Origin of the sequence: Spirillospora sp. NBC_01491, assembly GCF_036227065.1 — a bacterium.
Taxonomy (GTDB): domain Bacteria; phylum Actinomycetota; class Actinomycetes; order Streptosporangiales; family Streptosporangiaceae; genus Spirillospora; species Spirillospora xylanilytica.
The window spans coordinates 6,558,976-6,583,522 of record NZ_CP109432.1 but is presented as its reverse complement, the minus strand read 5'-3'; the positions used below and the strand labels follow the sequence as shown (position 1 = coordinate 6,583,522).

Sequence of the window (24,547 nt, the reverse complement as noted above, 5' to 3'; positions counted from 1 at the left end):
GACGCCGACCGTGCTTGGGCGAGCGCTGCATCGCTTCGCGATCTGGCCGGTTCGGCTCGCCTTCGGCTTCGCCTCACCGGCCAGGTAGCGCGCTCGCGCGACAGCCGAGGACTTTGAGACAGGCCCTCCCGTTCCGGGGTGGGGCTGGCCCTACCCCGGGTCCTCCGGGTCGCGCCAATGCCCCGGGGGGCGGCGCGGCGGTTGGCTTGAGGCATGACACAGACAACCGCCGCACCGCCGTCCGGGCAGGTACTGGAGCACGTCGCCACGGCGTCCGACCTGACCAGGTCCTACGGGCACGGTGACGGGACGGTCGCCGCGCTGCGGGGCGTCTCGGCGGCCTTCGCCCGCGGGCAGTTCACCGCGATCATGGGGCCGTCCGGGTCCGGCAAGTCCACCTTCCTGCACTGCATGGCCGGGCTGGACACCGTGACGTCCGGCTCGGTGGTGATCGGCGGCGTGGACATCACCACGCTGAGCCGCACCCGGCTCACCAGGCTGCGCCGGGACCGGCTCGGGTTCGTCTTCCAGTCGTTCAACCTGCTGCCGATGCTGACCGCCGAGGAGAACATCCGGCTCACCGGCCGGCTCGGCGGGCGCCGCGCCGACCGCGAGTGGTTCGACACCATCGTGGACGCCCTCGGCCTGCGCGGACGCCTCTCGCACCGTCCGGCCGAGATGTCGGGCGGGCAGCAGCAGCGCGTCGCGGTGGCGCGGGCGCTGCTGACCCGTCCCGAGGTCCTCTTCGCGGACGAGCCGACCGGCAACCTCGACTCGCGCGCGGGCGCGGAGGTGCTCGGCTTCCTGCGCACCGCCGTCGACACCTACCGGCAGACCGTGGTCATGGTGACGCACGACCCGGTGGCCGCCGCCTACGCCGACCGGGTGCTGTTCCTGGCGGACGGCCGGATCGTCACCGAGCTCGGGGACCCCACCATCGACGGCGTCCACGCGCTCATGCGCCGGATGGAGGGCTGAGCGGCATGTGGCTCATCGCACGGCGCTCGTTCGCCGAAGGGTGGATGCGGCTCGTCGCCACACTGCTGGCGGCCGTGTTCTCGATCGCGCTGATCGCGGGATCGCTCCAGTTCACGCTGCGCGCCCAGCAGGCCGTCGCGGGCAGCGACGCCAGCGAGTACTCCCGCGCGGACGTGCTGGTCCAGGGCGGCACCGTCGACCCCGACGACGTGGACGGCCCGCCGGACGGCCGGATCCGGCTCGACCGGGTGGCCGGACGGCCCGGGGTCGCCGCCGTGGCCGGGGACGCGATGGTCCAGGTCACCGCCACCGGGACCGACGGCAAGACGATCATGCCGCCGGCCGGGGCCGGCACGACCCTGCGGCCGTGGGTGCAGGACCCCCGGCTGAACCCGTACGAACTGGAGTCGGGCCGCGCCCCGTCCGCCGACGGCGAGGTCGCCGTCGTGCGGCACCTGGCCCGCGCCGGGCACCTGGACGTCGGGTCGACCACCCAGGTGCTGATGCCCCGCCGGACCGGCGCGATGAAGGTCGTCGGGATCGTCACCGTGCAGGGGCACGGTGCCGTGGCGGCCGGCGACCTGCTGCTCGCGCCGCCCGAGACCGTCCGGCGGGCCGCCGGGCTGCCCGCCGGCACCTGGCAGGCCGTCTGGGTGAAGGCCGCGCCGGGCGTCCCGGAGGCCCGGCTCCGCGCCGGCCTCCACCGCCACCTGGGCGGCGCCGCGACCGTGCGGAGCGCGGCGAAGGTGCGGAGCACGCAGTCCGACAACCTGAGCAGCGACAGCGCCTCGCTCGGCGGCGTCATCGCGATGCTGTCCTCCGTCGCGGTGTTCGTCGGCCTGTTCGTCGTGGCCAACACCTTCGGCACCCTGGTCCGGCAGCGCACCCGAAGGCTGGCGCTGCTCAGCGCGATCGGCGCCACCCCGCGGCAGATCAAACGGCTGATCCGGCTGGAGGCGCTCGGCCTCGGCGTGGTCGCCTCGATCGGCGGGGTGCTCCTCGGCTACCCCGTGTCGGGACTGCTCACCACCCTGTTCGCGCAGGACGGCTTCGACATCTCCGCCGCCGACGCCCAGTTCGGCTGGGTCGCGCTGGCGGTCCCGGCCGCCGCCGGCATCCTGGTCACCCAGCTCGCCGCCTGGCGCGCGGCCCGCCGCGCCGCCGGGATCTCCCCCATGCAGGCGCTCCGGGCGACGTCCGACGGCGGGACGGGCCGCGCCTGGCCCCGGCTGCTCGGCGCGGCGGGCGTGTTCGCGCTCGCGCTGATGTTCTACGGCGCGGTGTTCGCGATCAGGTCCGAGGAGCCGCCCGGCCCCGACCGCACCGTGGCGGTCGCGATGATGATCCTGCTCGGCTCGATGGTCGCGGTGTCCGGCCTGGCGGTCCTCGCCCCGTTCTTCGTCGGTCCGCTCGGCGGCCTAGTCGGACGGGCCGGGACGGCGGTCAGCGGGGAGGCCGGGCGGCTCGCCCGCGCCACCATCACCCGCAGCCCCCGCCGGGTCTCCTCCGCCGCGTCCTCGCTGATGCTCGGTGTGGCCCTGGTCCTCGCGCCCGCGCTGATCGTGATGTCGGCCGACGCGCGCTTCGAGGAGACCGGGACCCGGGTGATGGCCGCCGACCACGCGATCGCCGCCACCGGCAAGACGGCCGACGGCGCCGCGCCGCTCTCCCCGGACGCCGAGGCCAAGGTCAAGGCCGCGCCCGGCGTCGCGCACGCGACCGCGCTCACCACCGCCTCGGTGAAGCTCGTGTCCCCGGAGCCGCCCCGCCTCATCCCCGACGAGGCGCCCGCGCCCGTCCACCTGACCCTGACCGGCGCCGACCCGGCCGCGCTGCCCTCGGTGCTGAAGCTGGGCGGGCGGCCCCTCGTCCTCGGCCCCGGGCAGATCGGGCTGAGCGGCACCGTGATGCGGGCCAACAAGATCAAGCGGGGGCAGCGGGTCGTCGTGCGCGGCGCGCGCGGACGGGTCGCGCTCACCGTCGCCGGGGGCTACCACGACCCGTCCCACCTGTTCGCCGACCAGGGGCTGGTCGCGCCCGCCACGATGGACCGGCTCGACCCCGCCGCGCCGGTCCGGACGGTGCTGGTCCGCGGCGGCGGCGAGGCCGCGCTGAACGCGGCGATCGCCGGGGTGCCGGGCGCGGAGGTCGTCGACCGGGCCGCCTACGTGAAGACGGCCGCCGGGTCGATGACCAAGGGCCTGCGGGTCGTCTACGGCTTCATCGCGATGGCGCTGGTGCTCGCCCTGTTCGGCATGGCCACCACCGTGTCGATGAGCGTCGCCGAGCGGACCCGGGAGTTCGGGCTGCTCGGCGCGGTCGGCGCGACCGCCGCCCAGATCCGCTCGATCGTCCGCTGGGAGGCCGCGACCGTGGTGCTGCTCGGGACGCTGCTCGGCCTCGGCGCGGCGGTCGGCACCGTCGTGGGGATCCACGTGGCATCGGGCAGCTCCTTCCTGCGGCCGAACGCACCGTGGTGGTTGTTCGCCCTGGTCGCGGCGGGTGCCGCGGCCGTGACGCTGGCCACCTCGGCCCTGCCCGCCCGCCGCGCCTCGACCGTCCCGGTGCTGGAGGCCGCCAAGGCCGAGTGAGACCGGGTGACATCCGGGTCGGCGGCAGGCGCGTGGTCAGAGGCAGGCGCGTGGTCAGCGGTAGGCGCCGTGCCGGTGGCAGCCCGTCAGATGGTCGTCGACCAGGCCGCACGCCTGCATCAGCGCGTAGGCGGTGGTGGGCCCGACGAACCGGAACCCGCTCTTCTTCAGCTCCTTGGCCATCGCCTTGGACCCGCTCGTGTACGCCGGCACGTCGGCCATGTCGGCGTACGCGGGCGCGCCGGGATCGGCGTGCCGCCACAGGGCCGCGGCCAGCCCGCCGGGCAGGTCGAGCGCCGCCCGCGCGTTCGCGACCGCCGCCTCGATCTTGGCCCGGTTGCGGACGATCCCGGCGTCGCCGAGCAGCCGCTCGACGTCGTCCGGCCCGAACGCGGCGACCTTCTCCAGGTCGAACCCCGCGAACGCGGCCCGGAATCCCTCGCGCTTGCGCAGGATCGTCAGCCACGACAGCCCCGACTGGAACGCCTCCAGGCACAGCCGCTCGTACAGCCCCTGGTCGTCTCGGACCGGACGGCCCCATTCATCGTCGTGATAGGCGACGTAGTCGGGGGCCGACAGCCCCCAGGGGCAGCGGGCCAGCCCGTCTTCACCTCGGATCGCGGTACTCACCGGCCCTGTCTACCGCATGCCGCCGACAGGTCCGCCCGCCTCGGCCAGCCGCGCCAGCCGGCGCAGGCCGAACGCCATGAACGCGCGGACCACCGGGCCCGCCACCAGCCAGCCCGCCCGGCCGAGCACGCCGAGCGGCAGATCGACCCGCTCGGCCCACGCGATCCGGCTGCCGCCGTCCGGCCGCGGCTCGACCCGGAACCACGCCTCCCCGCGCACCACCCGGCCGGTGTGCCGCACCGCGACCCGCCGCCCCGGCCGCCAGTCGGTGATCACCATGGTGTCGAGGAAGCCGATCGGGCCGATGCCCGTCCAGCCCTCCAGGCCGGCGCCGACCTCGTGCCCGCCCTCGGCCCGGGTGAACGGCATCCACTCGGCGTGCCGGGGCCAGTCGGTCAGCACCGCGAAGACCCGCTCGGCGGACGCCCGCGCGGGCACCTCGACCTGCACGGCGACCTGGCTCATCGGTACTCCTCGGGTTCCTCGGCGGCCTCGCGGGCCTTCACCAGCCCGACCGGCTGCGCCCCGCGCCGCTCGGGCTCGGTCGACGTCTCCGCCTCGTGCTCGGCCTCCGCCGGCGCCTCCGCCGCCTCGTGCTCGGCGAACAGCTCGTCCTCGAACGGCACCTGCCCGTCGCCGTCCGGCCGGACGGCCTCGGGCGGCGTCGGCAGCCGCCGCTCGGCGAGCCGCCATTCCAGCTCGGCCACCCGGGCCTCCCGCTCGGCCAGCAGGCCGACCAGCCGGTACACGACCTCGTCGGCCACCTCGGACTGGTAGCCCCAGAGCCCCCGCGGGAGCCGCAGCCGCGCGGACTCCAGCGCGGCGACCAGCTGCTCGTCGCCCCTCGGAAGCGGCGGCCGGTCGGGACTCGCCGCGCTCAGCTCGCCGCCCCTGCCCTTGGCCAGGACGACGACGCCACCCAGCACCGCCAGGCCGGCCAGGGCGAGCACCACAAACACGATCAAGCTCCGATCTGTCTACACCTAGTCGATCGTGCCACGATCAGGGAATGGAATTGCACGAGCGGAGCGTCCTGGCCCTCGACGCGCCGGTGCCCGAGGGCGTGGTGGACGCCGGGGTCGGGCCCGCCGCGGCGCGGGTGGCCGAGCTGGTGGCGGGCGGGCGGCCGGTCCTGGTGACGCTCGTCGCGGCGGGCCCGGGCCCGGTGGAGGCGGAGGATCCCGGGCTGCTCGCGACGGCCTCGGTCTACGCGTGGCTGGGGGTCCGGGTGTTCCGGGCGCCGGAGCCGTGCGCGCCCGCGGTACGGCAGGCGCTCGACATGGTGGCCTCGATCCGGGGCGAACGCCGGCCCGCGCTGGCCCGGCGCGGGCTCGCCTGAGCGGGACCGGGCCGGGCGGCGTCCGGGGGCCGGGTCACAGCTCGGCTTCGGCGTAGTCCTCCGGGGTCGCCTGGATCCGCGGCCGGGAGCGTTCCAGCAGGTCGAAGGCCACCGGGACGGAGTCGGTCCAGCCGATCGCGTCGAAGATCTTGGGCCGGGCGAAGCCCTGATCGGCCAGGCCCTTCATCAGCTCGCGCAGCGGGTCGTACACGCCGGTGGGATCGAGGATCACCACGGGCTTGTCGTGCATGCCGAGCACCCGGGCCGTCCAGATCTCGAACAGCTCCTCCAGCGTGCCGATGCCGCCGGGCAGGACGAGGAAGGCGTCGCTGCGGCGGTCCATCTCGCCTTTGCGGGAGCGCATGTCCGGCGTGACGACCAGCTCGTCGTTGTCCTCGTCGGAGATCTCCACCTGGACCAGCCCCTCGGGGATCACCCCGACCGTGCGGGCTCCGCCGGCCCGCGCGGCGCGGGCGACCGCGCCCATGCACGACACCTGGGCGCCGCCGCTGACCAGGCTGTGGCCGCGGCGGGCCAGCTCGGCGCCGGCCTCGGCCGCCAGCTCCACATGGCGCCGGTCGATCTTGCTGCTGGACGCGCAGAAGACGCAGACCGCGAGCCCCATCAGCTCGCGTCCCCGGCCTCGGCCGCGATGCTTCGCGCCGCGGCCTCCTCCTTGGCCCGCTGCGCGGCCTGGTGGTGGGCGTCGGTCACGATCCGGACGACCTCGTCGGGGTCGTCGGTGAGGTGCACCAGGTCGAGGTCGTTCGGGCCGATCTTGCCGGAGCTGAGCATCGTGGTGCGGATCCAGTCGAGCAGCCCGCCCCAGAACTCGGTGCCGACCAGCACGATCGGGAACCGGGTGATCTTGGTGGTCTGGACCAGGGTGATCGCCTCGAACAGCTCGTCCAGGGTGCCGAAGCCGCCCGGCAGCACCACGAACGCCTGGGAGTACTTGACGAACATCGTCTTGCGGACGAAGAAGTAGCGGAACACCAGCCCGATGTCGATGTGGTCGTTCAGCTTCTGCTCGAAGGGCAGCTCGATGCCGAGGCCGACCGACAGCCCGCCGTTGTCGTTGCAGCCCTTGTTCGCCGCCTCCATGATCCCCGGGCCGCCGCCGGTGATCACCGCGTAGCCGGCGTCGTCGAGCCGGGCGCCGATGTCGACGGCGAGCTCGTACTCGTCCGACCCGGGCTTGGTGCGGGCGCTGCCGAAGACGCTGACGGCCTTGGGCAGCTCGGCCAGCAGGCCGAAGCCCTCGACGAACTCGGCCTGGATGCGCATGACCCGCCACGGGTCGGCGTGGAGCCACTCGACGGACCCCTGGCTGTCGAGAAGCCGCTGGTCGGTGGTGGTCTGGGGGATGGCGCTGCCGCGCAGCGTCGCGGGCCCCTGCCGTCGCGAACGAGGGTCGGATTCGGATGTCATGGCCTCACCGTAGCCAAGCCCCGGAGTGATCACCCCCTGGAATTCCGATCGGCCCCCGAACCCGCCGGATCCGGTCAGAACGCGCGCCGCGGGCCGCCGGTCAGGAGGTGCCGAGCCAGGCGCGCATGCGCCGCTCGCAGTCGGCGATCAGGGGGAGTTCGACGTACTCGTCCTTGGTGTGGGCGAGGGTCGGCTCGCCGGGGCCGTAGTTGACCGCGGGGACGCCCAGCCCGGCGAACAGCGCCACGTCCGTCCAGCCCAGCTTGGCGCGCACCTCCGCGCCGCTCGCCGCGACGAACGCGGCGGCGGCCGGGTGGGTGAGGCCCGGACGGGCGGCCGGGGCGGAGTCGACCACGCGCACCGCGAAGCCGCCGAACACCTCGCGCAGGTACTTCTCGGCCTCGGCCTCGGACTTGTCGGGCGCGAACCGGTAGTTGACGGTGACGACGCACTCGTCGGGGATCACGTTGCCGGCGACGCCGCCGCGGACGAACACCGCGTTGAGGCCCTCGTGGTACTCCAGCCCGTCGACGACCGGACGGGTCGGCTCGTACGCGCGGAGCACGTCGAGGACGGCGCCGGCGGCGTGGATCGCGTTGGACCCCATCCAGGCGCGCGCGCTGTGCGCCCGCTCGCCCGTCGCGGTGACCTCGGCGCGCATGGTGCCCTGGCAGCCGCCCTCGATGAGCGCGCCGGTCGGCTCCATCAGCACCGCGAAGTCGCCCGCGAGCAGCTCGGGCCGGGTCGCGGCCAGGCGCTTGAGGCCGTTGCGCTCGGCCTCGATCTCCTCGCACTCGTAGAACACGTAGGTGAGGTCGCGGGACGGCTCGGGCACGGTCGCGGCGAGCCGCAGCGCCACCGCGACGCCGCTCTTCATATCGGTGGTGCCGCAGCCGTACAGCCGGTCGCCCTCCACCCGGGACGGCAGGTTGCCGTTCAGCGGGACGGTGTCGAGATGCCCGGCGATCACCACCCGCTCGGCGCGGCCGAGCCCGGTCCGGGCGACGACCGAGTCGCCGTCGCGGACCACGGTCAGGTGCGGCAGCGCGCGGAGCGCCGCCTCGACGGCGTCCGCGAGGCCGCGCTCGGCGCCGCTCACCGACTCGATGTCGACCAGAGCGGCGGTCAGGTCCCCCACGTGCGAGTTCAGGTCCAGCAGCATGGTCACCAAGGGTAGTGGCGCCGGGCCGCGGCGAGGGCGGCCTATCATCGCGGACGTGGAGACCCCTGTGCTGGAGATCGCCGTCCACTGGGCCCGGCCCGTCGACGAGCCGTCGATGCGCGTCCATCTCGACGATGCCGAACAGATCCGCTACGACCGATTCCTCCGCGCGGAGGACAAGGCCCGGTTCGTCACCGGCCGCACGCTGGCGCGCACCGCGCTCGCGGAGGCCACCGGTCTGCCCCCGGAAGAGATCCGCTTCAGCACCGACTGCGAGCACTGCGGCGGCACCCACGGCAAGCCCCGCCTCCCCGGCCGGGGCGTGCACTTCTCGCTCTCGCACTCGGGCGGCCTGGTCGTCCTCGCACTGTCGCGGGGCGCGGGGGCCGCCGAGGTCGGGGTGGACGTCGAGCGCGAGAGCGACCGCGACATCGACAGCATCGCGGACATGGTGCTGGCCGCGCCCGAACGGGAGGTGCTGGCCGCCCTGCCCCCCGGGGAGCGGCGGCGGGCCTTCCACGCGTACTGGAGCCGCAAGGAGGCGCTCCTGAAGGCCACCGGGCACGGCCTGGCCGCGCCGATGTCGGCCATCCACGTGTCGGCGCCCGCCGCCCCCGCGGAGGTGCTGGCCTGGGAGGGTGAGGCCGCCGTGCCCACCGCCCGGCTGGCCGACCTGTCCCCCGGCCCCGGCTACGCCGCGTCCGTGGCGGCCCTGACCACCCGCCCCCTCGCCGTCACGGTGGCCGGCCCGCCCCCGCCGGACTGAGGGAGCGGGCCCGGCACCGTCAGGTGTTGATGCCGTGATCGCGCAGGATGTCGTTCAGCACGGCCTTGTCGTGCCGCCTGCCCTCTTCCAGGCGCTTGAGGATCAGCACCGCGGGCAGCCCGAACGTGCCGCCCTTGAACTCCTTCTGGCGGGTGCCGCCGACCGCCACGCACCAGTCGGGGATCCGGCCGCGGCTGATCTCCTCGCCCGTCTCCACGTCGATGACCGGCATGGACGCCGACAGGTTGGTGCCCGAGCCGACCACCGCGCCGCGCCCGACCCGGGCACCCTCGACGATCATCGACCGGCTGCCGATCATGGCCTCGTCCTCGATCACCACCGGGACCGCGTTCGGCGGCTCCAGCACCCCGCCGATCCCGACGCCGCCGGACAGGTGCACGTTCTTGCCGATCTGCGCGCACGACCCCACGGTGGCCCAGGTGTCGACCATGGTGCCGGAGTCGACGTAGGCGCCGATGTTGGTGAACGAGGGCATCAGCACCACGCCCGGCGCCAGGTGCGCGCCCCAGCGGGCGATGGCGCCCGGCACCACGCGGACACCGTCCAGCCGGGTCTTGAGCGGGATGCGGTCGTGGTACTGGAAGTCGCCGACCTGCGAGCGGACCATGCCGAGCACCTTGAAGCTCAGCAGAATCGCGCGCTTGGCGCGCTCGTCGACGGCGACCGTGTCGGTCGCCGCCTCGATCCGGGCGACACGGGCCTCACCGGAGTCGAGCTGGTCGACGGCGGCCACGATGGCACTGCGCGCCTCGGCGTCGTCCGGGGTCAGATCTGCTCGCCGCTCCCACAGCTCGTCGATGACGCTGGAGATCGGGCTGGTGAACGTTTCGGTCATGGCCCTTGAGCTTACTGGTGGCCATCTGCCGGTACGGTCGTCGCGTGGTTGCTTGGGCGAGGTCGAAGGGACGTCCCGAAAAGGGGCCGGGCGGCGGGCACCGCCGCCGTTGGCGGTGGGCCGCGATCGTCATGGCCGTCGTGGTCGCCATCGGCGTGGGCGGCTACGTCGCCTTCTCCCGCGCCCGCCCCTACCTGCACGGATCCGGCTGCGAGGTGCGCACGACGCTGGGCAAGATGCCGCTCGACCTCGAACAGGCCGCCAACGCCTCCACCATCGCCGCCGTCGCGTTCCGCAAGCAGCTCCCCGAACGGGCCGTGGTGATCGCCTACGCGACCGCGATGCAGGAGTCGCGCATCCACAACCTGCCCGGCGGCGACCGCGACTCGGTGGGCATGTTCCAGCAGCGCCCGTCCCAGGGCTGGGGCAGCGTCGAGAAGCTGCGCGACCCCGTCCAGTCCACCAGCAAGTTCTTCGACGCCCTGGTCAAGGTGAAGGACTACCTCGACAACGACCTGCACAAGGCCGCGCAGGAGGTGCAGCGCAGCGCCGACGGCACCGCCTACGCCCAGCACGAACCCGACGGCAAGCTGCTGGCGCGCGCCTACACCGGCCGTGAGCCCGCCACCGCGCGCTGCTGGTTCCCGCCCGACAAGAAGACCGCGCCGCGCCGCGCCGAGGCGATCCGCGAACTGCGCCGCGCCTTCGGCAGCCGCCTCCAGGTGGACGCCCCGCGCACCACCGCGAAGGGCGCCCCGTCCCAGCAGCCGCCCAACCAGTCCGTCCGCGTCGCGTCCCCCCGCTCAGGCTGGGCGGTCGCCTCCTGGGCGGTCTCCCACGCCCAGGCGTACGGCCTCACCCACATCCGCTACGGCGGCAAGCACTGGGAGGCCGACGCCGGCCACGACGGCTGGACCGAGGACAAGAACGCCCCCACCGACCGCGTCATCATCGACTGACCGGTCGCCGCTGACCGGGGGCCGCGGTACGGGCCTGTCCGACACGCCAGGCCCTCCGTCCGGAAGGCGGGCGACGGCTTCGTCGTCCGCATCGACCGGGAGGCACTCAAGGACGACCCGATGGGCCGCTACGACGTCACCGTGATCGTCACCCGTTCAAATCGGGCACGCTGATCGAGTGGACCATCCGCCACGCCCAGCGCCGCAAGACCGGCGGGGAAGAGTGGTGGTATAGGCGGCGTCGACTTCGGCGGTGAAGCCGTCCTCGGCCACATCACTGTCGGTGACAGAGACGCGGGCCGTACGAGTCCGAGATGAGCGATCAGCCGAATCCGGGAGAACTCCAGAGACCGCGCCCTCACCTCGTCGTACAGCGGCTGATCGCCTTTTGCCTCTTCCTCCAAGAGACGACGGACCAAAGAGTGATCGCCCGCTTGAAACGCCCTCTGCGATCGGACGCCGTCCGCCTCCTGGTAGGACTGCCAGCATTCGACTTTGATGATCCGATCGAGGACGGCCCCTCCACGGTGCGCCGACGTCAAGAACGCCGCACAATGCCATCGAAAGTATGCACAAATCAGGCTTTCACCACGAGGTGGCCCGGCCGTGCCGCTTCACGGTCACGCGGCGGGTAGCCAGGCCGAGTGAGGCAGATCGGCCCGGACCACGCCACGCCCTCTAAGCTACGCGGCTCCGCCGCTACAGGCCGAACTCTCCTCGCTTCACGCGCACCAGCAGCCCGGCGAACGACGCCCGCCCGAACTCCAGCCGCTCACCCTCGGGATCCTTCGAGTCCCGCACCCAGACCCCACCAGCCAACTTCGCCAGTTCCACACAAGCATCATCGTTCCCGCCGCCGGTGTAGGAGCTCTTACGCCACTCGGTCACTACAACCCCGCCTCTCCACGCTTCACCCGTACCAACAGCCCGGCGAACGACGCACGCTCGAACTCCAACCGCGCACCGTTGGGGTCTTTGGAATCCCTCACCCACACCCCGCCAACCGACTCCGCCCACTCCACACAGGCCGGATCGCTGTCGCCGCCACTGTGGGAACTCTTACGCCACTCGATCACTACAACCCCGCCTCTCCACGCTTCACCCGTACCAACAGCCCGGCGAACGACGCACGCTCGAACTCCAACCGCGCGCCGTTGGGATCCTTGGAGTCCCGCACCCACACCCGGCCTGCCGACTCCGCCAACTCCACACACGCTTCGTCGTTCCCACCGCCGGTGTAGGAACTTTTGCGCCAGTTGATCATTCGTACACTCCAATCGTCCGCCTCATCAGGTCCAGCGAAGCCGCTCGGGAGAGGGCCAGTGCCCCGATCTCATCGAACCGTACAGCCAGAATGTCGGCCTCGTCACCGGCCTCGATCAGACGGCCACCGACCTGGGCCCCGGCATAAGCCACCTCTCTTCCCAGGACCTTCAAAACCTGGAATGGGCCATCGTGACCGGGGTGCCAACCAGCCTCCCGGGGGACGATCCGCACGCAAACACGCGGCATCTCCGCGAGCCTGATCAGGTGTGCGATCTGCTCACGCATCACCTGTCGCCCTCCGACGATGCATTCGAGGACTTCCTGATCGATGACGACCCACACGAACGGAGGATTCTTCCGCACAAGGATCTCCTGCCGCTTCATCCGGGCCCGGGTCGTCGCCTCCGCCTCGTCGACGTGGCCAGCAGCTCGGAGCACACCCTGTGCATACGCCTCGGTCTGAAGCAGAAGCGGAATGCTCTTCCCGTGAAACACCTTGATGATCTCCGCGACCATCTCGTACTGGACGTACTGCTTAAACCAGTCCGGATCATGACCAGTACAGGCGAACAGGTGAAGTCGCTCGAAGTGGCCACCAGTGCCCCATGCCTTGTCTAGGCGTTTTAGACAGGTGTCACTTGGCCGAAATCGACCCGCTTCCCAGTTGGATACAGTGCCCCGGGTCGTCTTGACAATCATGGCGGTCTGGGCCAGCGAGAGACCTCGCTGGGTACGGTGAAACCACAGGTCAAAGGCCAGCCAGGCCCACAGCGAGGACTTCGGGTCGATGGTCTCTCTGACACTCATCACTCACCCACAGGTGTATTGAGCTACTTGCAATCCACTTCACGTTAAAGCGCGAACACTGACAGTGAGGGCACGTTCCACCAACTCCAGGACGGCCCTCATGAACGATCAAGATCTGACCTCGTCGCCCCTCGGCATCCCCGAAGTCCGCCTGACTCTGCTGGCCGAGCCGTCGTCCGTGGTCCTGGCGCGTGAACTGGTCCGCTACGCGCTCGGCGACTGGGGCTGTGGCCGCGATCTCGTCAACGACTCCATGCTCGTGATGAGCGAGATCGTCACCAACGCCGTGGCCGCCGCGCGAGGCCACCACATCCGCCTCCGCTGCACCATGCAAGATCAAGCGCCTCTACTGGAGTGCTGGGATCCGTCGCCCGCGCTCCCGGCCCCTCGCGCCGCTCCCGAAACGGCGGAGAACGGCCGCGGGCTCACCATCGTCGCGGCCTACGCCAAGGAGGCGGGCGTCCGCCGCTCGGCCACCGGCAAGGGCAAGATCGTCTGGGCTCTCATGGCGACCTAGGAATGGTCGACGGCCGCGGGTGTCGTTTCCACTGGGGCCGGGGCCCCCGCCCCAGGCGGCCTTGTTCTCCTGCGCGGCCCAGTAGCCGCGGGTCCCGGTGCACGGGTGGTCGTGGAGGAGCCCGGGCGGGGATGTGCGGTCTCCAGGTGGGCATGCGTGCCGCGATCCTCGCCACCTGCGGGCGGGCCACCACCGGATACTCACCGCGGGGCGGCGGGGGGGGGTGTGTGGTTCACGCCACGGAAGGCGGCCGGCCGCCGCGAATGCGGCGGGACGGGGCCGGGTGTGAACGATCATCGATAGGCTCGGGCGCATGACGATCACCAGTGCCGCCCTCGACCGGGTGCCCGAACAGGTCCGGCCGATCCTGATCAAGAACAGGGTGCTGGTCAAGTTCGGGCTGACGGGCGGCCTGTGCTACGTCGTGACGGTGGCGATCAACTTCGCGCTCAAGCTGACCGTGATGGAGCACAAGCCGGTGACGGCGCTGCTCGTCGCGACGGCGGTGGCCACGCTGCTGTCGTACGCGCTCCAGCGCGGGTGGGCGTTCCGGGTCAAGGCCAAGCGCCGCAGCCCGGCCGAGTTCCCGCTGTTCGTGCTGATCAACGGGATCTCGACCGGCATCAACGCGGTGCCGCTGTATGTGGCGCGCTACTTCTTCGACCTCAAGTACCCGGTGGTGGGGCGCGGGGTCCAGGAGGTCTCCGACTTCGTCAGCGGGATGATCCTCGGCACGGCCCTGGCGATGCTGTTCCGCTACTGGGCCTACCGGCGCTTCGTGTTCAACGAGGCGAAGGCACCGGCCGCCTGACGGGTCAGACGCCGAGGCCGCGGCCGATGATCTCTTTCATGATCTCGGTGGTGCCGCCGAAGATGGTCTGGATGCGGACGTCCTGGTACGCCTTGGCGATCGGGTACTCCATCATGTAGCCGTAGCCGCCGTGGAGCTGGAGGCAGCGGTCCACGACGCGCTTGAGCAGTTCGGTGTTCCAGTACTTGAGCATGGCGGCCTGGTCGGCCGACAGCTCGCCCCGGCCCTCCTTGACCGCGCACTCGTCGGTGAACGCGCGGGTGACGGTGAGCTCGGTCTTCATCTCGGCGAGCGTGAAGCGGTTGTGCTGGAACGTGCCGATCGGGCGGCCGAACGCCTCGCGGGTCTTGCAGTACTCCAGCGTCTGCTCGAAGGCCGTCTCGGCGGCGGCCTGGGCGGTGATGCCGATGGACAGGCGCTCGCGGGCGAGGTTCTGCATCAGGTAGATGAAGCCCATGCCCTCTTCGCCGAGGAGGTTCGCGGCGGGGACGCGGACGTTGTCGAAGAACAGCTCGGCGGTGTCCTGGGCGTGCATGCCGACCTTGTCGAGGTTGCGGCCACGGCCGAAGCCGTCCATGCCGCGCTCGACGGCGAGCAGGCTGACGCCCTTGGAGCCGGCCGCGGGGTCGGTCTTGGCGACGACGATGACCAGGTCGGCGAGGATGCCGTTGGAGATGAAGGTCTTGGAGCCGTTCAGGACGTAGTGGTCGCCGTCCTTGACCGCGGTGGACCTGATGCCCTGGAGGTCGGAGCCGGCGGCGGGCTCGGTCATCGCGATGCCGGTGATGATCTCGCCGGAGCAGTAGCCGGGGAACCAGCGCGCCTTCTGCTCGTCGGTGCAGAGCTGGCGCAGGTAGCCGCCGTTGATGTCGTTGTGCACCGAGAAGCCGGGGCCGTGCACGCCGGCCTTGGCGAACTCCTCGTTGAGGACGATGTAGTAGCGGTAGTCGGGGTTGCCGCCGCCGCCGTACTCCTCGGGCATGTCGATGCCGAGCAGGCCCTGGCGGCCGGCGGCGAGCCACACCTCGCGGGAGACGATCCCGTCCTTCTCCCACTGCGCGTGGTGCGGGGCGATCTCCTTCTCGATGAAGGACCGCACCATGTCGCGGAACGCCTCGTGCTCCTCGGTGAAGATCTCGCGCGCCATCCGGGGTGCCTCCTCGCGGTAAGTGTGTACTGATACAGAGTTAATGTAACACTGGCACTGTCACATACCGCCGGACAGGGGAGCCATGGAGGAGATGACGGTCGACGCCCTGGCGGCCCGCGCCGGCGTCACGGTCCGGACGGTGCGCTTCTACGCCGGACGGGGCCTCCTCCCCCCACCCCGCCTGCGCGGGCGGAAGGGCCTGTACGGGGAGGACCACCTGGCCCGGCTGGAACTCGTCCGCGAGCTGCAAGCGCTCGGGCTCACCCTGGCGGCCGTCGAGCAGCACCTGCGGAAGATCCCACTGGACGCCTCGCCCGAAGACCTCGCCCTCCAGCGCGCGCTGCTGTCGCCCTGGGCGCCGGAACGGTCCGAGGTGCTGGACCGGCACGAGCTCGACCGCCGGGCCGGACGGCACCTCGACGAGGACGCGCTGCGGCGGCTGGAGGCGCTCGGCGTGATCGAGTCCGGTGGCGACGGGACGGTCCGGGTGCTCAGCCCGGCGCTGCTCGGGATCAGCGCCGAGCTGGCCGAGCTGCCGATGCCGCTCGAAACGCTGGTCGCCGCGCACGAGGCCGTCGAGCGGCACACCACCGCGCTGGCGGGCGAGCTCCAGCGGGTCTTCCAGGACACCGTCGTCCGGCCCTACCGCGAGCGGGGCCGCCCACCGGGCGAGCGCGAGCGGCTGCTGGAGCTGGCCGCCAAGCTCAAGCCGCTGATGATCCAGTCGCTGGTGACCTCGTTCCAGCGCTCGGTCGACAAGGCGATCCGCCGCACCGTCCCGCGCGACTGACCCGGTCAGGCGTCGCGCCACTCCTCGTTCTCGTAGTCGACCAGGCGCGGGTGGACGAGCGTGTTGACCTCCACGTCGCGGCGCCGCAGGTCCTTGCCGAACACGGTCGCGGCGCGCAGCACGTCGGTGTCGAGGAACCGCAGCGGCGGGACGTCCCGGGCGAGCCCCGGCTCCGGGGGGTCGTCGCCGGCGGACGCCAGCACGTAGCCCCAGTCGCCGAAGCTCGGCACGTCCACGTGGTAGGGGGTGGTCGCCAGCCCCGCCGCCGCGATGCTCTTCTGGATACTCCAGAACGACTTGGGCGCGAAGTACGGCGAGCCCGACTGCACGACCATCCGGCCGCCCGGCGCGAGGACCCGCTTCACCAGGCCGTAGAACTCCACCGAGTAGAGCTTGGCCGTGGACACGTCGTCGGGGTCGGGCATGTCGACGATCACCGAGTCGAACCGCTGGGACGGCGCGCGCAGCCACGAGAACGCGTCCGCGTTGAGGGCCGTGACGCGCCGGTCGTCCAGCGAGTGCCCGTTGAGCCGCGCGAGCTCGCCGTAGGTGCGGGCGAGGTGGAGCATCTCGGGGTCGAGCTCGACCAGCGTCACGCTGGAGACGTCCCGGTAGCGCAGCACCTCGCGCAGCGCCAGCCCGTCGCCGCCGCCCAGGATCAGCACCCTGCCGCGCGCCCCCGCCAGCGCCGGGTGCACCAGGGACTCGTGGTAGCGGTACTCGTCGACCGAGGAGAACTGGAGGTCGCCGTTGAGGAACAGCCGCAGGTCCGGACGGCCCGACAGCGCGACCTTCCGGGTGATCACGATCTCCTGGTAGGGGGTGCGCTCGGCCAGCGCGATGGGCGCGTCGTACAGCGCCTGCCGCGCCGACACCTCGAACCCGTCGGCGAGCGCGTACGTCCCGCCGAGGACGGCGAGGACGGCGGCCATGCCCGTCCAGAGGGCGGCCTGCGCGGCGCGTCCGACCTGCCGGCGGAACAGCCAGAGCACCACCGCGATCCCGGCGACGGCGTTCACCGCGCCGACCAGCAGCGCGCCCTTGATGTGCCCGAACACCGGCAGCAGCACGAACGGGAAGGCCAGCCCGCCGATCAGCGCGCCCACGTAGTCGGCGGCGAACAGGTCCGCGACCGCGCTGCCCGCGTCCTGCCGCCGGATCCGCTGGAGCAGCGTCATCAGCAGCGGGATCTCCGCGCCGATCAGCGCGCCCACGGTGAACGCGACTACCACCAGCGCGGGGACGTAGAGGTCGAGCCAGGCGAACGCCGCGTAGAGCACCAGCACCGACAGCCCGCCGACCAGCGCCAGCACCCCCTCGATGACGGCGAACGCCGCGACCGGACGGCTCTGGAGCGGCTTGGCGAGCAGTGACCCGACGCCCATCGCGAAGACCATCACCGACAGCACGATGGACGCCTGCGTGACCGAGTTGCCGACCAGGTAGCTGCCCAGCGCGACCAGCGCCAGCTCGTACACCAGCCCGCAGGCGGCGCAGGTGAACACCGCCGCCAGCACCAGCGCCCGCGCCGCCCGCGCGGACACCCGCAACCCGGCCCCGCCCGCCTCCCCCGTCTCGACCGTCTCGCTCGCCTCGGCTGAGGCGTCCTTGGCGTCCTCGGCGTCCTCGGCGGGGTCCGCGATGGTGGTCTCCTTGGTCAACCGATCCCCCGATCGTCGGCGTTCAGGAGACGGCGCCGGCCACGATGGCCGCGACGGCGAGGTCGGCCGCGGCGACCACCCAGCCGGCGGCGTGCACCGAGTCGCCGTCGACGAGGGTCGCGCCGAGCTTCCCGGGGGTGATCAGGTCGAGGAGGTAGAAGGCCACGACCATCAGCACCATCCCCATCAGGCCGTAGACCGCGGTGTCGGTCAGCCCCTGGCTCAGGTCGGAGTCGCTGGTCACGATCGCGGTCGTGACGATCGCGCCGACGCCGATCAGCTTGGCCGACAGCAGCAGCGCGGCGCCGCGGTTGCCCTCCTCCCAGATCTGGTGTCCGAGCCGGCCCGGCGTGGTCACCTCGACGACCAGGTAGCCGAGCGCCATCAGCGCGATGCCGAGCGCTCCGTACGCCAGCGTGGCGCCGCCCTCGTGCAGGATGTCGTTCATCGGATGCTCCTCACTTGCCCGAGCCGGGGCCGCCGCCGCGGAATGATGCCATGCCGTTGCTGTTCCAGCCGTTGCTGCCGGGGCTGCTCCAGTGGCCGCCGACGTGCGAGTGGTAGCGGTTGTAACCGGAGCTCGGCACGTCGACGGTGATCCGGCTGCCGGTGCCCTGGGCCAGCACGCCGACCATCGTCTTCGGGTACTGGAGGAAGATGCCGCCGGCCCCCGGGCCGAGCGTCGCCAGGTCGTCCACCCGGTTGATGGCCTTGAACTTCTTGGTGATCTCGGCGCTCACCCGCTGCGGGGGCTTGGGCGAGGTGTACACGCCGGACGTGACCCGGTGGTACCGCTTGGCGATCCACCGGTCCACCGAGCCGCGGGTGACCAGCACCGCGACCAGGGCGATCAGCGCGATCACCACGGCCGCCGCGATCGCGATCAGCACGGGCTTCCTGGTCACGGCTGACTCACCAGCCGGCTGCGGGTCATCACGATCTCCATCGTCTGGGGGTAGGCGTGCCAGGTGCGCCAGCCCGTCCCGGACGGCTCGACCGCCAGCGCCGTGACGGCGTGCGGGGAGCCGGGGAACGTTCCGGTCAGCGCGTCGCCGCGGTCGCCCAGCCGGGCGCGCAGCGCGTCGACGGCGCGGCCGAACGCGGCGGCGCCGTCATGGGTCTCCGTGGTCGCGGTGAAGTCGTAGGCCCAGCCGGGCAGCTCGGTGCTCACCCGGCCCGGGAGCGGGCCGGGGCGCTCCGGCAGGCAGGCCACGGTCTCGCTGAGCGGCCCGGCGATGACCTGGTGGGACGCGCCGAGCAGGCGCAGTTCCACGGTCAGGCCGCCGCGCGCGACCGGCAGCACGGCCAGCGCGTCCAGCGGTGCCAGGCCGAGCGCGAACGACAGCGCGTCCGGCCGCGAGTCGGCATAGGGGGTGTCGAGGGTCGCCAGCAACGCTCAGCTTCCCGGGTAGATCGTCAGGCTGCCGTTCGGGACGAGCTCGCCGAGCCCGGCCTCCCAGGTGCTGCCGCCGTACTGCTCGAACGACAGGTAGCGTCCGCGCGGGCCCTCGTAGTCGACGTACTCGACCCGGCCCCGGACGCCCACCCCGGTGGTGCCCTCGCTCGCGTAGTCGGCGGTGCCGTGCTCGTCGCGCCGGTACTCCACCCCGTCCACGGTGAGGGTGCGCCGGTCGGGGGTCAGGTCGCCGATGTCGTGCTCGGTCCACCACACGACCTCCAGGTCGGGGTCCTCCTCGACGGAGAGCCAGACCTTGGTGCCCTCGATGGTGTCGGCGTCCAGCAGGTGCTCGCTCCAGGTGAAGCCGCCCTCGCGGAGCCGCAGTGAGCCGCGGACGAAGTAGCGCACGCCGAGGTACTCGACCATGTCGCCGGCCTTGAGCGTCCGCGGGTCGCCGCCCGCCTGGTCCTCGGCCGCGAACGGGTCGCGCGGCGGCGCCGGCGCCGGTCCGGACCCCGGACCTCCGCTGCCCGACCGGCGGCGCAGGAGGACCACGACCAGCACGATCAAAGCGACCAGGATCAGCACCAGCAGGACCGCAATCGCCGCTTTGCCCATGCGCACCTCCACAGATTCGACCGCGAGCCGGTGGAATCGACGCGGATCCTACCGACATGCAGCACAGATGACCATCCGCGCTATGACGGCGCCTATGCCGGAAAAGTTCCACTTCCCCATCGACCCTGGCCGCCCCCGCCCCCGTGGCCCCGGGCGGGACGCGGGACGGGCGAGGTGCGCGGACGTCGCCGGTCACTCTGCGTGGCGTGTCGGGGGACCGTGTCACCTGACGGCACCGCCCCGGGTGGAGAGCATCACTACACTGACCCGCGATCAAATGATCATGAAGACACGGCGAGCGATGCGAGGACCGGTGATGTCGATGTCCGGCGCAGGAACGGCGACGCTTTCGGACGAGGAGATCGTCGACCTCGGGCGGTGGATGAGCGGTGCCGTGACCGATGGTTGGCGGGACCCGGCCATGGCGGAGCTCCTGAAAGAACGGGAGTGGAAGCTCTCCCATCCCGGTGATCAGGCGGTCGTGCCCACCGGGTCGGCGACGGGCGACGCGCGCTTGCTTCCTGTAGGTGACATCGAGTCCCGCTACGTCTCCATGGGGGAGGAATATGTGGGGCTGGCCGTTCCCGTGGCGGTCACCGATCGATCCGCCAAAGCGCAGACAGAGTGCTTTCGACGCGTGGCCCGGATGCTCACACAGGCGCTCGGTCCGGCTCCGATCGTCGGCAGCCATGGAGATCTCCGCCCCTTCTTCGAGAGCGGCCCGGCCTGGGGCGACCCGTACCTGCGATGGCGTGGCGGTGTCGATTCCCTTGAGCTGCGCGCCGGAGTGCACGGCCCGGAGCTGGTGCTGATGCCGAACGGCCCGGTGGAGAACTGGCTCTCCCGGCAGGGGCACGGTGAGCAATTCGCACTCAAGGGTTTCCTCGGAGAGAGACACGTGGTGCGCTTCGATGAGAACGGAGCTCGACGCGTCTACGACCAGGCTCTTGCCGGCCTTGAGCTGCCCGGCCTCTGGCAGGCCGAGGACTGGGACACCTTCTCCATCGCGCTGACCGAATGGCTGACGACGTTCTCGGCGGAGTTGCGTGCGCTCGGCGTGTGGTTCGGCCCCGTCATCCATGGCGGCGATCGCGTCGGATTCGATGTCTATCCACTGGACGACGGTGTCGTGCTGGCGGCCGACCTGCCCGAGGACTTCGACGCGGCTCCGCTGGGATGGAGCAGTGAATCCATTCCGGATGACCCGTGGATCGGCGCGCCTCATCAGTGGCGGCTTTCCGGGGTGAACGCCAAAGACCTCGCCACCGCGCTCGTCGAAACCGCTCGGGCGACTGGCCTGACGGCTCCCAACGAGCTCGTCATCGCGGATGGGACCGACCACCAGGATGGGGACGGTCGGGATGCCCTCCGCTACAGCTTCACGTGCTACGGCCTCGGCCTGCGTCAGGGGTGGTGACGCCATGGCCGGGCGCGGCAGGTGCGGGACGGCCGGGCGCGGCGGATGCGCGGGGCGGGGCGGTCAGAGGCGGGCGGCGGCCTCGGCCACGCGCTCGTCGGTGGCGGTGAAGGCGACGCGGATGTGCCGCGCCCCTGACGGGCCGTAGAACTCCCCCGGGCCGACCAGGACGCCGAGCCCGGCCAGGTGCTCGACGGTGTCCCAGCAGGGCTCGTCGCGGGTCGCCCACAGGTACAGGGACGCCTCGGAGTGGTCGATGCGGAACCCGTGCCCCTCGAAGGCGGCGCGCAGGGTCGCGCGGCGGCGCGCGTACCGCTCCCGCTGCTCGTCGACGTGCGCGTCGTCGTCGAAGGCCGCCGCCATCGCCGCCTGCACCGGCGCCGGGACGATCATGCCGGCGTGCTTGCGGACCTCCAGCAGCCGCCGGACCAGCGCGAGGTCGCCGGTGACGACCCCGGCGCGGTAGCCCGCCATGTTGGAGCGCTTGGACAGCGAGTTCAGCGCGAGCAGCCCCTCGTGGGAGCCGCCGCACACGTCCGGGTGCAGGACCGAGACCGGCGGGGCGTCCGGGTCCCAGCCGAACTCCAGGTAGCACTCGTCGCTGACCACGACCGCGCCGCGGTCGCGGGCCCACGCGACGACCTTGCGCAGGTGCTCGGCGGGCAGCACCTTGCCGGTCGGGTTGGACGGCGAGTTCACCCAGACGATCTTGGGGGCGGCCGGACCGAGGGACAGCAGCCCGTCGGTCGCCACCGGGCTCGCCCCGGCCAGCCGGGCGCCCACGTCGTAGGTGGGGTAGGCCAGCTCGGGGAAGACCACCTGGTCGCCGGGACCAGCGCCGAGCAGCGTGGGCAGCCAGGCGACCAGCTCCTTGGTGCCGATCACCGGGAGCACCGCGTCCGGGTCGGCGCCGGTCACGCCGAGGCGGCGGCGCAGCCAGCCCGCCACCGCCTCGCGCAGCGCCGGCGTCCCGTAGGTCTGGGGGTAGCCGGGCGCGTCGGACGCGGCGGCGAGCGCGGCGCGCACCCGTTCGGGGGTGGGGTCCACCGGGGTACCGACCGACAGGTCGACGATCCCGCCGGGATGGGCGGCGGCCCGTTCCTTGCACGGCTGGAGCCGATCCCACGGGAAATCCGGCAGCGTGAACACGCCCACTCCTTCTCGGAAATTACGCGAGGCTTCTCGAAAGAACGCGCGAGGCCGCGGTCTCCGGCATCGGAGGCCACGGCCCTGCGGTCATGGAGAACGGCGGCCGGCGCCCCGCGAGCGCACCTCGGCGGTGCCCCCGCGGAGCGGCGGCGCCGTCTAGTCCTGGCTCTGCGGAGGCAGCGCGGCCACGATCGGGTGGTCCTTGTCGATCTTCCCGACCTTGGAGGCGCCGCCCGGGGAGCCGAGGTCGTCGAAGAACTCCACGTTCACCTTGTAGAAGTCCTTCCACTGCTCGGGGACGTCGTCCTCGTAGTAGATGGCCTCAACGGGGCAGACCGGCTCGCACGCACCGCAGTCGACGCACTCGTCCGGGTGGATGTAGAGCTGACGCTTCCCTTCGTAGATGCAGTCGACCGGGCACTCCTCGATGCATGCCTTGTCGAGCAGGTCCACGCAGGGCTGCGCAATGACGTAGGTCACGTCAGTGACTCCTCTCGGGTTTCCGGCCCCGCCGCACGTCACGGCTCACCGCAAGCTCGCTGTGAATAGTATTGCCACCACGGCTCAGTCGATTCGACATGGGGGTCCTCACATGTCCGGACGTCTCGTCGGCCGGCTGGTGGTCAAGGTCGGTCCTGCGGACGTGGGGCAGCGGGTCTCGCTGCGCCGGCGTCTGCCAACGGGAGAGTACAGCGACGTGATCGGCGTACTCGAATCGTGGTCCGGCCAGACGCTCCAGGTGCGCCGCCGCACCGGCGAGCTGGTCGAGGTCCCCGAGGAGATCGTGGTAGCGGGCAAGGTCGTCCCGCCCGCCCCGCCGATCCGCCGCAGGCGCGACGCCCCTGGTGGGGACTGACTCAGCCCGGCCTTCCCCCGGCCCAGCCTCCGTCCGGCACCGTCCGGTCCCGTCCGGCGAGTGAGACCAATGACTCACTCGGCGCGTCCCGTCCGGCCGCGATGCGGGAAAGGCGCGGAGAGCCTCGGCGCGACGGGGAGGCGGAGGCGAAGAAAGGCTCGGGCGGGCCGAGCAGGGCACCCACGCGCTCGTGAACGGCCTCGGGCAGGCCGAACAGGGTTCGGCTGCACTCGTGGGCGGCCTCGGGGACGCCGAGGACGGCACGGCGACGCTCACGACCGGGCTCCGCGCTAAGGCGACCCGGGCAAGGGGTTGGGCGCGGGACCCGACGGCGAACCCGGCCTGCCCGGCTCACCGGGCGTACCAGGCCCACCGGGCGTGCCGGGGGGTCCCGGCGTGCCGGGGGTTCCCGGACTTCCGGGCGTCCCGGGTGAGCCGGGCGAGCCGGGTGAGCCAGGCGAACCGGACGGGACCTCGCTCGACGACCCGCCCGACGGGCCGGGCGGAGCGGACGGGCCCCCCGACGACGGCCCGGACGGCGATCCCGGGGCGGGCGGCGGGGTCGGGGGCGTGGGCACGAGGTTCTCGGCGTAGACGTGGCCCGGCTTGAGCTGCCGGTTCTGGAACAGCTCCGACACCGTGACGAGCGTGAACCCGCGCCGCTTCAGTCCCGCGAGCACGTCCGGGACGGCCATCACCGACGGCTTGTGGATGTCGTGGAACAGCACGATGCCGCCGCGCTTGGGCTCGTTCACGCCGACCTTCACGTTGCGCTTCACGTTGCGGAAGCGCCAGTCCTCGGTGTCGACGCTCCACAGGATCTCGGGCAGCCCGATGGCGTGCCCGACCCTGGCGTCGGTCGCGCCGTACGGGGGCCGGAACAGCGTCGGCGTGATGCCGCCCGACGCCTTCTCGATGGCGTGCTGGGTGCGCTGCGTCTGCGACCGGACCGCCGCCGTCGACATCGCGGTGAGCTGCGGATGCGACCAGCTGTGGTTGGCCAGCTCGTTCCCGTCCAGGGCCATCTGCCGGACGGCCTGCGGGAAGCCGCCGACGTTCTGGCCGAGCATGAAGAAGGTGGCGCGGGCCCCGGCCGTGCGCAGCATGCCGAGCAGCCGCTCGGTGTACTCGCCCGGCCCGTCGTCGAAGGTGACCGCGACGCACTTGACCTTGTCGCAGTCGATCCGCCGGGGCGGCGGCGGTGTGGGCGGCGCGGTCCGCGCGGGCTGCTGCCCGCGGACCGCGAGCCGCTGCCGCGCCGTCTCCGCCTGCTTGCTCCCCGCCTGCCCGCATCCGGCGGCGAGCAGGACCCCCGTCCCCACCACGACCGCCCAGAACCTGCTTCGCACCACGAACCCCCGAAACGTGTTGCCTCGGGCGCTTCCTACCCGACG

At 72.1% G+C, this 24,547-nt stretch carries 30 protein-coding genes; 10 read left to right on the top strand and 20 right to left on the bottom strand.

From position 1 onward, the window contains the following. Positions 1–213 precede the first annotated feature (213 nt). Together OHA34_RS30570 and OHA34_RS30565 are read left to right on the top strand one after the other, a co-directional pair. Positions 214–978, top strand: coding sequence for an ABC transporter ATP-binding protein (locus tag OHA34_RS30570; RefSeq protein ID WP_329519651.1), 765 nt, complete (start codon positions 214–216; stop codon positions 976–978). A gap of 5 nt (positions 979–983) precedes the next feature. Further along, positions 984–3,569: an FtsX-like permease family protein gene (locus OHA34_RS30565; protein WP_329519650.1), complete on the top strand. Its 2,586-nt coding sequence runs from the start codon at positions 984–986 to the stop codon at positions 3,567–3,569. Between the two features lie 54 nt (positions 3,570–3,623). On the opposite strand, the gene OHA34_RS30560 is transcribed toward OHA34_RS30565, so the two are convergent. The 3 genes from OHA34_RS30560 to OHA34_RS30550 are packed head-to-tail and all read right to left on the bottom strand — an operon-like array spanning position 3,624 to position 5,164. Continuing rightward, positions 3,624–4,199 (bottom strand): DNA-3-methyladenine glycosylase I, encoded by a 576-nt coding sequence (locus OHA34_RS30560; RefSeq protein ID WP_285937898.1) that lies wholly within the window; start codon positions 4,197–4,199, stop codon positions 3,624–3,626. A gap of 9 nt (positions 4,200–4,208) precedes the next feature. Then, positions 4,209–4,664 (bottom strand): SRPBCC family protein, encoded by a 456-nt coding sequence (locus OHA34_RS30555; RefSeq protein WP_285937899.1) that lies wholly within the window; start codon positions 4,662–4,664, stop codon positions 4,209–4,211. Next, entirely contained in the window at positions 4,661–5,164 is a 504-nt protein-coding gene (locus tag OHA34_RS30550; protein WP_285937900.1) for a hypothetical protein, read from the bottom strand. Before OHA34_RS30550 ends, OHA34_RS30555 begins: the two co-directional genes overlap by 4 nt. Before the next feature lie 44 nt (positions 5,165–5,208). Between OHA34_RS30550 and OHA34_RS30545 the strand changes: the two genes are divergently transcribed. Then, complete coding sequence (locus OHA34_RS30545; RefSeq protein ID WP_285937901.1) at positions 5,209–5,538, top strand: hypothetical protein; 330 nt, start codon at positions 5,209–5,211, stop codon at positions 5,536–5,538. A gap of 34 nt (positions 5,539–5,572) precedes the next feature. On the opposite strand, the gene OHA34_RS30540 is transcribed toward OHA34_RS30545, so the two are convergent. The 3 genes from OHA34_RS30540 to dapE form a co-directional block, all read right to left on the bottom strand. Next, positions 5,573–6,163, bottom strand: a complete 591-nt coding sequence (locus OHA34_RS30540; RefSeq protein WP_285937902.1) for a TIGR00730 family Rossman fold protein — start codon at positions 6,161–6,163, stop codon at positions 5,573–5,575. Beyond that, positions 6,163–6,969 (bottom strand): TIGR00730 family Rossman fold protein, encoded by an 807-nt coding sequence (locus OHA34_RS30535; protein ID WP_329519649.1) that lies wholly within the window; start codon positions 6,967–6,969, stop codon positions 6,163–6,165. The genes OHA34_RS30540 and OHA34_RS30535 overlap by 1 nt, the downstream gene beginning before the upstream one ends. 100 nt (positions 6,970–7,069) lie before the next feature. Continuing rightward, entirely contained in the window at positions 7,070–8,131 is a 1,062-nt protein-coding gene (gene dapE / locus OHA34_RS30530; RefSeq protein WP_443029595.1) for a succinyl-diaminopimelate desuccinylase, read from the bottom strand. 55 nt (positions 8,132–8,186) lie between these two features. Between dapE and OHA34_RS30525 the strand changes: the two genes are divergently transcribed. Beyond that, on the top strand, positions 8,187–8,897 hold the full coding sequence (locus tag OHA34_RS30525) for a 4'-phosphopantetheinyl transferase family protein (protein WP_329519648.1): 711 nt from the start codon (positions 8,187–8,189) through the stop codon (positions 8,895–8,897). A gap of 19 nt (positions 8,898–8,916) precedes the next feature. Here OHA34_RS30525 and OHA34_RS30520 read toward each other — a convergent pair whose 3' ends face one another. Further along, positions 8,917–9,753, bottom strand: coding sequence for a 2,3,4,5-tetrahydropyridine-2,6-dicarboxylate N-succinyltransferase (locus OHA34_RS30520; RefSeq protein ID WP_285937905.1), 837 nt, complete (start codon positions 9,751–9,753; stop codon positions 8,917–8,919). A 44-nt stretch (positions 9,754–9,797) separates the two neighbouring features. On the opposite strand from OHA34_RS30520, the gene OHA34_RS30515 reads away from it, so the two are divergent. Next, positions 9,798–10,712, top strand: coding sequence for a hypothetical protein (locus tag OHA34_RS30515; RefSeq protein WP_285937906.1), 915 nt, complete (start codon positions 9,798–9,800; stop codon positions 10,710–10,712). 699 nt (positions 10,713–11,411) lie between these two features. Here OHA34_RS30515 and OHA34_RS30510 read toward each other — a convergent pair. The 4 genes from OHA34_RS30510 to OHA34_RS30495 are packed head-to-tail and all read right to left on the bottom strand — an operon-like array spanning position 11,412 to position 12,785. Beyond that, complete coding sequence (locus OHA34_RS30510) at positions 11,412–11,600, bottom strand: DUF397 domain-containing protein (RefSeq protein WP_285937907.1); 189 nt, start codon at positions 11,598–11,600, stop codon at positions 11,412–11,414. Further along, on the bottom strand, positions 11,600–11,788 hold the full coding sequence (locus OHA34_RS30505; protein ID WP_285937908.1) for a DUF397 domain-containing protein: 189 nt from the start codon (positions 11,786–11,788) through the stop codon (positions 11,600–11,602). Before OHA34_RS30505 ends, OHA34_RS30510 begins: the two co-directional genes overlap by 1 nt. Further along, complete coding sequence (locus OHA34_RS30500; protein ID WP_329519647.1) at positions 11,788–11,976, bottom strand: DUF397 domain-containing protein; 189 nt, start codon at positions 11,974–11,976, stop codon at positions 11,788–11,790. The genes OHA34_RS30505 and OHA34_RS30500 overlap by 1 nt, the downstream gene beginning before the upstream one ends. Continuing rightward, positions 11,973–12,785, bottom strand: a complete 813-nt coding sequence (locus OHA34_RS30495; protein WP_329519646.1) for a helix-turn-helix domain-containing protein — start codon at positions 12,783–12,785, stop codon at positions 11,973–11,975. Before OHA34_RS30495 ends, OHA34_RS30500 begins: the two co-directional genes overlap by 4 nt. Positions 12,786–12,885: 100 nt before the next feature. Between OHA34_RS30495 and OHA34_RS30490 the strand changes: the two genes are divergently transcribed. Together OHA34_RS30490 and OHA34_RS30485 are read left to right on the top strand one after the other, a co-directional pair. Further along, positions 12,886–13,302 (top strand): ATP-binding protein, encoded by a 417-nt coding sequence (locus OHA34_RS30490; RefSeq protein ID WP_285937910.1) that lies wholly within the window; start codon positions 12,886–12,888, stop codon positions 13,300–13,302. 313 nt (positions 13,303–13,615) lie between these two features. Next, positions 13,616–14,113: a GtrA family protein gene (locus OHA34_RS30485; protein ID WP_329519645.1), complete on the top strand. Its 498-nt coding sequence runs from the start codon at positions 13,616–13,618 to the stop codon at positions 14,111–14,113. Between the two features lie 4 nt (positions 14,114–14,117). On the opposite strand, the gene OHA34_RS30480 is transcribed toward OHA34_RS30485, so the two are convergent. Then, entirely contained in the window at positions 14,118–15,260 is a 1,143-nt protein-coding gene (locus OHA34_RS30480; protein WP_285937913.1) for an acyl-CoA dehydrogenase family protein, read from the bottom strand. Between the two features lie 85 nt (positions 15,261–15,345). On the opposite strand from OHA34_RS30480, the gene OHA34_RS30475 reads away from it, so the two are divergent. Then, positions 15,346–16,053 carry a MerR family transcriptional regulator gene (locus tag OHA34_RS30475; RefSeq protein WP_329519644.1) on the top strand — a complete coding sequence of 236 codons (708 nt, stop codon included), beginning with the start codon at positions 15,346–15,348 and terminating at the stop codon, positions 16,051–16,053. A gap of 5 nt (positions 16,054–16,058) precedes the next feature. Here the strand turns inward: OHA34_RS30475 and OHA34_RS30470 are convergent, their stop codons facing one another. The 5 genes from OHA34_RS30470 to OHA34_RS30450 form a co-directional block, all read right to left on the bottom strand. Next, complete coding sequence (locus OHA34_RS30470; RefSeq protein WP_329522462.1) at positions 16,059–17,597, bottom strand: polyamine aminopropyltransferase; 1,539 nt, start codon at positions 17,595–17,597, stop codon at positions 16,059–16,061. A 139-nt stretch (positions 17,598–17,736) separates the two neighbouring features. Next, entirely contained in the window at positions 17,737–18,162 is a 426-nt protein-coding gene (locus tag OHA34_RS30465) for a DUF350 domain-containing protein (RefSeq protein WP_285937915.1), read from the bottom strand. Between the two features lie 10 nt (positions 18,163–18,172). Beyond that, on the bottom strand, positions 18,173–18,619 hold the full coding sequence (locus tag OHA34_RS30460) for a DUF4247 domain-containing protein (RefSeq protein ID WP_285937917.1): 447 nt from the start codon (positions 18,617–18,619) through the stop codon (positions 18,173–18,175). Further along, on the bottom strand, positions 18,616–19,107 hold the full coding sequence (locus OHA34_RS30455) for a DUF2617 family protein (protein WP_285937919.1): 492 nt from the start codon (positions 19,105–19,107) through the stop codon (positions 18,616–18,618). The genes OHA34_RS30460 and OHA34_RS30455 overlap by 4 nt, the downstream gene beginning before the upstream one ends. 3 nt (positions 19,108–19,110) lie before the next feature. Next, a complete protein-coding gene (locus OHA34_RS30450) occupies positions 19,111–19,731 on the bottom strand; it encodes a DUF4178 domain-containing protein (RefSeq protein ID WP_285937921.1) in 621 nt (206 codons plus the stop codon). A 277-nt stretch (positions 19,732–20,008) separates the two neighbouring features. Here OHA34_RS30450 and OHA34_RS30445 point away from each other — a divergent pair, with 277 nt between their 5' ends. Then, a complete protein-coding gene (locus OHA34_RS30445) occupies positions 20,009–21,148 on the top strand; it encodes a hypothetical protein (RefSeq protein WP_329519643.1) in 1,140 nt (379 codons plus the stop codon). A gap of 63 nt (positions 21,149–21,211) precedes the next feature. Here the strand turns inward: OHA34_RS30445 and dapC are convergent, their stop codons facing one another. Continuing rightward, positions 21,212–22,297, bottom strand: a complete 1,086-nt coding sequence (gene dapC, locus OHA34_RS30440; protein ID WP_329519642.1) for a succinyldiaminopimelate transaminase — start codon at positions 22,295–22,297, stop codon at positions 21,212–21,214. Between the two features lie 156 nt (positions 22,298–22,453). After that, entirely contained in the window at positions 22,454–22,777 is a 324-nt protein-coding gene (fdxA, locus tag OHA34_RS30435) for a ferredoxin (RefSeq protein WP_067477221.1), read from the bottom strand. 112 nt (positions 22,778–22,889) lie between these two features. Here fdxA and OHA34_RS30430 point away from each other — a divergent pair, with 112 nt between their 5' ends. Beyond that, positions 22,890–23,153 carry a putative acetyltransferase gene (locus OHA34_RS30430; protein WP_285937927.1) on the top strand — a complete coding sequence of 88 codons (264 nt, stop codon included), beginning with the start codon at positions 22,890–22,892 and terminating at the stop codon, positions 23,151–23,153. A 290-nt stretch (positions 23,154–23,443) separates the two neighbouring features. On the opposite strand, the gene OHA34_RS30425 is transcribed toward OHA34_RS30430, so the two are convergent. Beyond that, positions 23,444–24,505, bottom strand: coding sequence for a polysaccharide deacetylase family protein (locus OHA34_RS30425; protein WP_329519641.1), 1,062 nt, complete (start codon positions 24,503–24,505; stop codon positions 23,444–23,446). Positions 24,506–24,547: the final 42 nt, after the last annotated feature.

Coding starts and splice junctions, on each gene's coding strand:
- OHA34_RS30490 (WP_285937910.1), top strand. CDS start 12,886: ATGAACGATCAAGATCTGACCTCGTCGCCCCTCGGCATCCCCGAAGTC.
- OHA34_RS30520 (WP_285937905.1), bottom strand. CDS start 9,753: ATGACCGAAACGTTCACCAGCCCGATCTCCAGCGTCATCGACGAGCTG.
- OHA34_RS30445 (WP_329519643.1), top strand. CDS start 20,009: ATGATCATGAAGACACGGCGAGCGATGCGAGGACCGGTGATGTCGATG.
- OHA34_RS30540 (WP_285937902.1), bottom strand. CDS start 6,163: ATGGGGCTCGCGGTCTGCGTCTTCTGCGCGTCCAGCAGCAAGATCGAC.
- OHA34_RS30450 (WP_285937921.1), bottom strand. CDS start 19,731: ATGGGCAAAGCGGCGATTGCGGTCCTGCTGGTGCTGATCCTGGTCGCT.
- OHA34_RS30535 (WP_329519649.1), bottom strand. CDS start 6,969: ATGACATCCGAATCCGACCCTCGTTCGCGACGGCAGGGGCCCGCGACG.
- dapE (WP_443029595.1), bottom strand. CDS start 8,131: ATGCTGCTGGACCTGAACTCGCACGTGGGGGACCTGACCGCCGCTCTG.
- OHA34_RS30485 (WP_329519645.1), top strand. CDS start 13,616: ATGACGATCACCAGTGCCGCCCTCGACCGGGTGCCCGAACAGGTCCGG.
- OHA34_RS30500 (WP_329519647.1), bottom strand. CDS start 11,976: ATGATCAACTGGCGCAAAAGTTCCTACACCGGCGGTGGGAACGACGAA.
- OHA34_RS30555 (WP_285937899.1), bottom strand. CDS start 4,664: ATGAGCCAGGTCGCCGTGCAGGTCGAGGTGCCCGCGCGGGCGTCCGCC.
- OHA34_RS30570 (WP_329519651.1), top strand. CDS start 214: ATGACACAGACAACCGCCGCACCGCCGTCCGGGCAGGTACTGGAGCAC.
- OHA34_RS30465 (WP_285937915.1), bottom strand. CDS start 18,162: ATGAACGACATCCTGCACGAGGGCGGCGCCACGCTGGCGTACGGAGCG.
- OHA34_RS30565 (WP_329519650.1), top strand. CDS start 984: ATGTGGCTCATCGCACGGCGCTCGTTCGCCGAAGGGTGGATGCGGCTC.
- OHA34_RS30545 (WP_285937901.1), top strand. CDS start 5,209: ATGGAATTGCACGAGCGGAGCGTCCTGGCCCTCGACGCGCCGGTGCCC.
- OHA34_RS30495 (WP_329519646.1), bottom strand. CDS start 12,785: ATGAGTGTCAGAGAGACCATCGACCCGAAGTCCTCGCTGTGGGCCTGG.
- OHA34_RS30430 (WP_285937927.1), top strand. CDS start 22,890: ATGTCCGGACGTCTCGTCGGCCGGCTGGTGGTCAAGGTCGGTCCTGCG.
- OHA34_RS30475 (WP_329519644.1), top strand. CDS start 15,346: ATGGAGGAGATGACGGTCGACGCCCTGGCGGCCCGCGCCGGCGTCACG.
- OHA34_RS30480 (WP_285937913.1), bottom strand. CDS start 15,260: ATGGCGCGCGAGATCTTCACCGAGGAGCACGAGGCGTTCCGCGACATG.